This window comes from Streptomyces tricolor (assembly GCF_002155905.1).
GTDB classification, from domain to species: Bacteria; Actinomycetota; Actinomycetes; order Streptomycetales; family Streptomycetaceae; genus Streptomyces; species Streptomyces tricolor.
Window position 1 is genome coordinate 1 of record NZ_MUMF01000751.1, and the last position, 7,653, is coordinate 7,653.

Sequence of the window (7,653 nt, forward strand, 5' to 3'; positions counted from 1 at the left end):
GGGTGGCACGGGGGCGGGGGAGAAGCACGGGTGGTGTACGGGTTTCTGGTGTGCGCCCCTGTCGCGCCTGGATGGCTGAATCTGGACGGGAGGGCCGTCGTTCCCGGCCCTTCGGTTACCGGAGGGTCACGTGCCGGTGCCGAGAAGCGCGAGGCGGCCGGGGCGTGTCGGCGGTGGGCCGGGACGGCGCGCCGCGCGTGTCGTCGGCGTTCCGCCCGCCGGCCCCGGAGTGTCCACTGGCCGAATCATCCCCCCAGATCAGAAGCAGTCCGGCCAACCCGTCGAACATCGGAGCGGACCGTCGGCCGACGGGCGGCCGAGCGGCGTACGGAACGCCGGTCGGTGCGCGGTGGCGACCTTTTTCGCGCGCGCCCGGTTTGCGCGCGAGGCGCCGGGGCACACGCGGGGGCGACGATCCGGCCGCGGCCCTGGGCGCGCACGGGGCCTCGGCAAGTGGCCGGACAGTGACGCAAAAGCACCGGCAGAGTACTCTCCGTTCAACTTCAGGGGGTTGCTTGTGCGTGACGCACCGTGAAGACTGTGGCCGAGTTCCATCGAAACGAAGGTGTCGCGGAGTGCGCATCATGCCAATCAGGGGGCGGCACGCGCTGCGACTGCGTATTCTCACACCTCGTTTCCAAGGGCCGGGGCTGTGCGCCCCGTTGTCCGTACACGAGCCGGGAGGGTCCCGCGTGATCGCTGCGCGGGAGGTATCGCCGAGGGGATGGGTTATGTCGGGTTGGCGCGCCGCACGACCGGGCTCGCTGCGGGGCCGTGGCCGGCCGCGCAGCCGCCGCGTCCTGCACCGCATGTGCTGAGGCCTGCGGGCCACTCCGGCAGCAGACCGACGGCAGCGGACCGCGGCAGGCCGATGGTGGCCGACCGGCCGAGGCCGACTCGCGGCGGTCGACCGTCCCGCCGTACACCGGTCGCCACGCGGGTCGCGCGCTTCTTCCGTCCGGACGTCCCGGCAGCGAAGGTATCGCCGTGCCCGCGGCCCCGGCCGCTCCGGTCCGCGTCCTCCCCGTGGATGTGTGACTCCTCCATGCCCGTACGCGCTAGCAAGGAGACAAGGTGATCAGCAGGCAACCGACGGGCGAACGGCTCCTCCTGGAGGAGTTACCCGACCGCTGGCGGGACTTACGCGAGGCCGGGCCGGTGCGGTACGACGAGACGCAGGGCGTCTGGCAGGTGCTGGACCACGCGGGCGTCGCCACGGTGCTCGCCGACCCGGCGACGTACTCCTCGGACCTCTCCGCCCTCGCCCCCACCCAGTCCGACTTCGAGACCTTCCGGCAGGGCAACTTCGTCGGCATGGACCCGCCGGAGCACCGCAAGCTCCGCACCCTGGTGAGCCAGGCGTTCACCCCGCGGGTCGTGCAGGGGCTCGGCCCCCGTATCGAGGCCGTGTGCGCCCGGCTCCTGGACGCGGTCGCCGACCGCGACCGGTTCGACCTGGTCGACGCGCTGGCCTATCCGCTGCCGATCATCGTGATCGCCGAACTGCTCGGCATCCCGGCCGAGGAGCACCGGCTCTTCCAGGAGTGGGCGAGCGTCCTGTTCGGCGGCGACCAGCTCGGCGAGGCGCCGGACATGGCCGACCTGGAACGGGCGCTGGAGGCCATCGCCCCCACCGTGCGCGAGATGAACGGCTACATGCTGGACCACATCCGCGCCCGCCGCGCCCACCCCGGTGACGACCTCACCAGCAGACTCATCGCCGCCGAGGTGGACGGTGTCCGGCTCGCCGACCAGGAGATGGTCGGATTCGTGGCGCTGCTGCTGGTCGCCGGGCACATCACCACGACCGCGCTGCTGGGCAACGCCGTCGTCACCTTCGACCGGCACCCCGGCACCGACGCCGCGCTGCGCGCCGATCCCGCGCGGATCCCGGCCGCCGTCGAGGAAGTGCTGCGCTGGCTGCCGCCGTTCCCGGAGCTGGGCCGCCGGGTCACCCGCCCCGTGGTCCTCGGCGGTCGGGACATCCCCGCCGGCACCCTGCTGATGGCACATCTGGGCGCCGCGAACCGGGACCCCACCCGCTTCGACACGCCCGACGTCTTCGACGCGGCCCGGAACCCGAATCCGCATCTGACCTTCGGGCACGGCATCCACTTCTGTTTCGGCGCGCCACTGGCCCGGCTGGAGGCGCGGATCGCCCTGCGGATGTTGCATGAACGATTCCGCATCCTGGCGGTCCCCTGCTACGAGGACATCGCCTACCAGAACCCGGCCGTCATCATCGGCGTACGGCACCTGCCCGTCGAGGTCGGCAGACCGTAGTCCGAGCGCGTCCAGCGCCCCCGGCCGGCCCTCCCCACACCGCTCGTGCACGGGCCGGACCGGCACACCCGCACATGAGACCCACCCAACGGGAGTCCCCTTCTCATGCCGTACACCATCCCCGCCGCTCCGACCGCTTCCCCGACGCCGTCCCTGTTACACCGGGAGCTGCAGGACCTTCTCGACACCCTGGCCCGCACCCACCGGGTGCCCGGGGCCCAACTCGCCCTCGACACCGGCACGGACGTCATCGCCGTACACACCGGTACGGCCGACACCGCGACCGGCACTCCGTTCACCGCGGACACGGCGGTCCCGCTGGGATCGCTCACCAAGCCCTGCACCGCCGCGCTCGTCATGCTCCTCGCCGACGACGGCGACCTCGACCCGGACGAGCCCGCCGCCGCGCACCTCCCCGAACTGAGCGGCATACCCGACGTGACGATACGTCACCTGCTCAGTCATACCGGCGGACTGCCCACCGGGCCGGACTCGGACACCGCCGCCACGACCACCGCCGCCCGCTATCTCGCGGCCGTCTGCACCGCCCGCGACGCGCTGTTCGCGCCGGGCACCGACTTCTCCTACTCCAACGCCGGCTACGTCGCCGCCGGGCGGCTGGTGGAGACGGTCACCGGCATGCCGTGGCCCGAGGCGATGCGGGTGCTGCTCCTCGAACCCCTCGGTGTCGTACCGGCGTTCGTCGGGGACGCCGCGCCCGCGCGTCCCGTCGCCGCCGGACACGCCCTCAACACCGCGACCGGGCAGGCCCGTCCGGCCCGGCAGAACCTGGCGCCGCTGGAGGCGCCGGCCGGTGCGCTGCTCGCGAGCGCCCTGGATCTGACCGCGTTCGGCAACGCGCTGATCGGCCGCGCGGACCTGCTGCCGCCCGCCGTCGCCAAGGAGATGCGCCGACCCGAGCCGGCCGCACGCCCGGGGGCGCTGGCCGACGGCTGGGGTGCGGGCCTCGCCCTGTACGAGCGGGACGACCGCGTGTGGTGCGGGCACGACGGCAACGCCCAGGGCACGTCCTGCCATCTGCGGGCCGACCCGGAGAGCGCGGTGGTGGTCGCCTTCACGGGCAACGCCGGGGGCGCGACCGCGCTCTGGCGTGATCTCACCGAGGAACTGGGCCGGCTGACCGGCATCCGGGTGCCCGCCGGGGCGCGGACCGTGGACCGTGGCCGTCCCGTCGCGCTGCCCGACTGCGTGGGCACCTATCGCAACGGCACCACGACGTACCGCGTCGCGCCCGGGGCGGACGGCGCGCCGGCCCTGTCGGTGGACGGCGACCTGCCCATCCCGCTGGTCTGCTACGCCGACCTGACCTGTGATCTGCTCGATCCGGACACCGGGCGTCCGCAACCGGGCGGCCGGTTCCACCGGGATCCGGCCACCGGCAGGGTCGACCGCGTACAGATCTCCGGCCGCACGGCCCGCCGGATCACCGACGACGGCTGAACGCGGGTGCCCTCGGGACTCGGCTGGGCCCGCGGCCTCGGGTCGGATCCGGGCTTCGGGTCGCCGACTTCGGGGCGTGGGGTCGGCTCGGGGCTTCGGGCCGGCTCCGGGCCTTGGGTTGGCCCGGCCTTGGGTTGGCTTCGGGATTGGGTTGGCCTCGGGTCTCGGGCGCGCTCCCGGCCTCGGGTCGGCCCCGGCCTTGGCTCGGCACTCGGCCTCGGTCCGGCTCGCCTCGGTCTGGCCCCGGACCGGTCTCGCTCGGCTGGTCCCGGTTCGGTTCGACTCGACTCGGCTCGGTTCGACTCGGCTCGGTCTGGATCGGTCTCGGACCGGCTCGGCTCGGCCTGGTCGCGGCCGGGTCTGGTCCGGCTCGGCTCAGCCCGCTCGCGGCTCGGGCCGGTCCAGCCCGCCCCGGTCCGGCCCGGTTCGCCCCGGGCATGTCCGGCCAGGCCCCGGCCCGGCAGTCGTCGGCTCCGGCCGGTCGGCACCGTCGGCCGCCCGGCCCGCACCACCGGCCGTCCCGCACCGTCGGCCCTCCCCTCCCGGAGTCGGGTCACCGCCCCGGCCCCGGCACGGCACCCCGCACCGCAGCACCGTGGCGCACCTCCGGTGTGCCACCCCGGTCCAGCGCACCACCTCCGGCCGGGGCACCGGCGTCGCATCGTCCCGCTCTCCAAAGGACTTCACCCATGACGGACCTGCACGACAAGCCCGCACCGGCGTCCTCCCTGCCGCCGCAGGCCGGCCCCGCCGACGGCGCGCCGGAGGGGGACGCGGCTCCGGCGCATCCGACGCTCGGCGAGCTGTTCACCGCCTGGGTGGCCCGGACCCCGGACGCGCCGGCCCTCACCGACGGCCGGCGGACCTGGACCTACCGTGAACTGGCCGCCCGCGCCGACCGGTTGGCCGTACACCTGACCCGGCGGGGAGCAGGGCCCGACCGGGTCGTGGCCCTCGTCCTGCCGCGTTCGATGGAGCTGATCGCGGCCGAGCTGGCCGTCGCCCGGGCCGGTGCCGCCTTCCTGCCCGTGGACCCCGCCTACCCCGCCGAGCGCCGCGCGCTGATGCTCGCCGACGCCGCTCCCGCCGTCACCCTGGACGACCCGCGCCGGGTCCGTGAACTGCTGGACACCGGGGACGGTACGGCGGCCGCTGCGCGTGTCGACGCCGACCACGCCGCCTACGTCATCTACACCTCCGGTTCCACCGGCACCCCCAAGGGTGTGACGGTCACCCACCGCGGCCTCGGCGGCTTCACCAGAGCCGCCGCCGAACGGTACGCGGTGGGCCCCGGCGACCGCGTGCTCCAGTTCTCCTCGCCGAGCTTCGACGCCTCCGTGCTGGAGCTGTGCGTCTCCGTCCTGTCCGGTGCCACGCTCGTCGTACCGCCGCACGGCCCCTGGCTGGGCGACGAACTCGCCGCGGTCCTGGACGAGCACCTCATCAGCCACGCGCTCATCCCGCCGGCCGCGCTCGCCACCCTGCCCGACCCCGCGCAGGGCACCGCCCGCCATCTGCGCACGCTGATCGTGGGCGCCGAGGCCTGCTCCGCGGCGCTCGTGGACCGCTGGGCACCCGGCCGGCGCATGATCAACTCCTATGGCCCGACCGAGGCCACCATCGTCGCCACCTGGACCGGGCCGCTGACCGCCGGCCGGGGCACCCCGACGATCGGCGGTGCCCTGCCGCACACCCGGGTGCACGTCCTCGACGCGGCGCTGCGTCCCGTACCGCCCGGTGCGGACGGCGAGTTGTTCGTCGGCGGTGACGCGGTGGCCCGCGGCTACCTGGGCCGGCCGGGACTGACCGCCGCCCGCTTCGTCGCCGACCCCTTCGGCCCGCCCGGGGCCCGGCTGTACCGCACCGGGGACCGGGCGCGCCTGACCGCCGACGGGGAGCTGGAGTTCCTGGGCCGGCTGGACCGGCAGGTGAAGATCCGCGGCTTCCGCATCGAGCCGGGCGAGATCGAGGCGGCGCTGCGCCGCGCCGGTGCCGGCCGCGTGGGTGAGGCGGTGGTCGTGGTCCGCGAGGACGAGCCGGGCCACCAGCGCCTCGTCGGCTACGTCACGCCGGCCGGGGCGCCGGCGTCCACGGATCCGGCTGACCCGGTTGACCCGGTTGACCCGGCTGGTCCGGCCGACGTGGTCGACCCCAGCAGCTCCGCCGCTCCCGCCCCGGACCCCGCGGCCCTGCGTGCCGCCGTAGCCGCCGTGCTGCCCGCGCACATGGTGCCGTCGGCGATCGTGGTGCTGGACCGGATGCCGCTCACCCCGCAGCACAAGATCGACCGGCGGGCCCTGCCCGCGCCGGAGCGGACGGCCGCGGCCGGGCAGGTGGCGCCGCGGTCGGCCCGGGAACGGGCGCTGGCCGCGATCTGGGCGGAGGTCCTGGGCGTCGACGCGGTCGGCGTGACGGACGACTTCTTCGACCTGGGCGGTGAATCGATCCTCGCCGCCCGCGTCCTGGCCCGGATCCGGGACGAGCTGGGCGTCCGGCTGACGGTGCGGGACGTGTTCACCGCGCGGACGATCGCCGCCCTGGCCCCGCTGCTCGGCGACCCGTCGGCCGCCGTACCGACGGAGCCGATACCGCCGGCCCCCCGCGAAGGCACCCTGCCGCTCTCCAGCGCCCAGCGGCGGCTGTGGTACCTCGACGAGCTGAACCCGGGCGGCACCGAGTACAACACCGGCGTGTCCCTGCGCCTGCGCGGCCCCCTGGACCCGGACGCGCTGCGCCGCGCCCTGCACCGCCTCGCGGCCCGCCACGCCTCCCTGCGCACCACCTTCACCACCGTCGACGGCCAGGGCGCCCAGCGCGTCGCGGCGGAGCCGGACCTGCCGCTGCGCACCGCCGACCTCACCGGCGTACCCGAGGAACGCCGCGCCGAGGCCGCCGAGGAGCTGCTCACCGAGGAGCTGAGCCGCCCCTACGACCTGGCGGCCGGACCGCTCACCCGGGCCCTGCTCGTGCGGCTCGCCGCCGAGGACCACCTGCTGCTGCTGGCCCAGCACCACATCGTCACCGACGGCTGGTCGGTGGGCGTCCTCACCCGGGAACTCGCCGCCCTGCACCACGCGGAGGTCACCGGAGAACCCGACGGACTGCCCGAACCCGGCGTGCAGTACCCGGACTTCGCGGTGTGGGAGCGGCGGCAGCGGGCCGGCGACACGGACGCCGCCGATCTCGCCTACTGGAAGCGGCACCTGGCGGACCTTCAGCAGCTGGAGCTGCCCACCGACCGGCCGCGCCCCGCCGTGCGCAGCACCGCCGGGGCGGCCCACCGGCACGCCCTGCCCGCGGAGTTGATGTCCCGGCTGCGGCAGCTGGCCGCGGGACGCGGCACCACGGTGTTCACCCTGTTCGCGGGCGCGGCGGCGCTGCTGTTCTCCCGCTACTCCGGGCAGCGGGACGTCGCCTTCGGCACCGTCACCACCGGGCGCGGCCGGCGGGACCTGGAGGACGTGCCGGGCTTCTTCGCCAACACGGTGGTGCTGCGCGGCGAGGTGGACGAGCGGGCGACCGTGGACCGGTTCGTGGAGCGCATGCGGACCACGGTGCTGGACGCCTTCGCCCACGACGGGGTGCCGTTCGACCGGGTGGTGGAGGAGCTGGCCCCGCCCCGCGACCCGAGCCGCACCCCGCTGGTGCAGGCGCTCGTCGTGCAGCAGACCGCGCTCCCGGAGCCCCCGCTGTCCGGCGGGGTCCGCTTCACGGAGCATCCGCTGCCCCGCCCGGCCGCCCGCTTCGACCTGGTCCTGGAGTTCACCCCGGACACGGACGGCGGCTGCGTGCTGACCGCCGAGTTCACCACGGACCTGTTCGAGGCGGCGACCGTGGCACGCCTGACCGCCCATCTGCACCGCCTGCTGGAGGGCATGGCGGACGGCCCCGGCCGCACGCTGGCCGAGC

3 protein-coding genes are annotated in these 7,653 nt (G+C 75.2%); all 3 read left to right on the plus strand.

Annotated features, from left to right (window positions below; all coding sequences use genetic code 11):
- Nucleotides 1-1,074: 1,074 nt before the first annotated feature.
- A complete protein-coding gene (locus tag CCN44_RS38805) occupies nt 1,075-2,283 on the plus strand; it encodes a cytochrome P450 (protein WP_086703657.1) in 1,209 nt (402 codons plus the stop codon).
- 105 nt (nt 2,284-2,388) lie between these two features.
- The gene (locus CCN44_RS38810; protein WP_086703662.1) at nt 2,389-3,744 is read left to right on the plus strand and encodes a serine hydrolase domain-containing protein; all 1,356 of its coding nucleotides are present in this window, start codon (nt 2,389-2,391) and stop codon (nt 3,742-3,744) included.
- 689 nt (nt 3,745-4,433) lie between these two features.
- Nucleotides 4,434-7,653, plus strand: a 3,220-nt coding sequence (locus tag CCN44_RS38815; protein ID WP_143650326.1) for a non-ribosomal peptide synthetase, incomplete at its 3' end; no start/stop codon positions are given.

Excerpts from the sequence above, each read along its gene's own strand:
- CCN44_RS38810 (WP_086703662.1), top strand. The coding sequence starts at position 2,389 with ATGCCGTACACCATCCCCGCCGCTCCGACCGCTTCCCCGACGCCGTCC.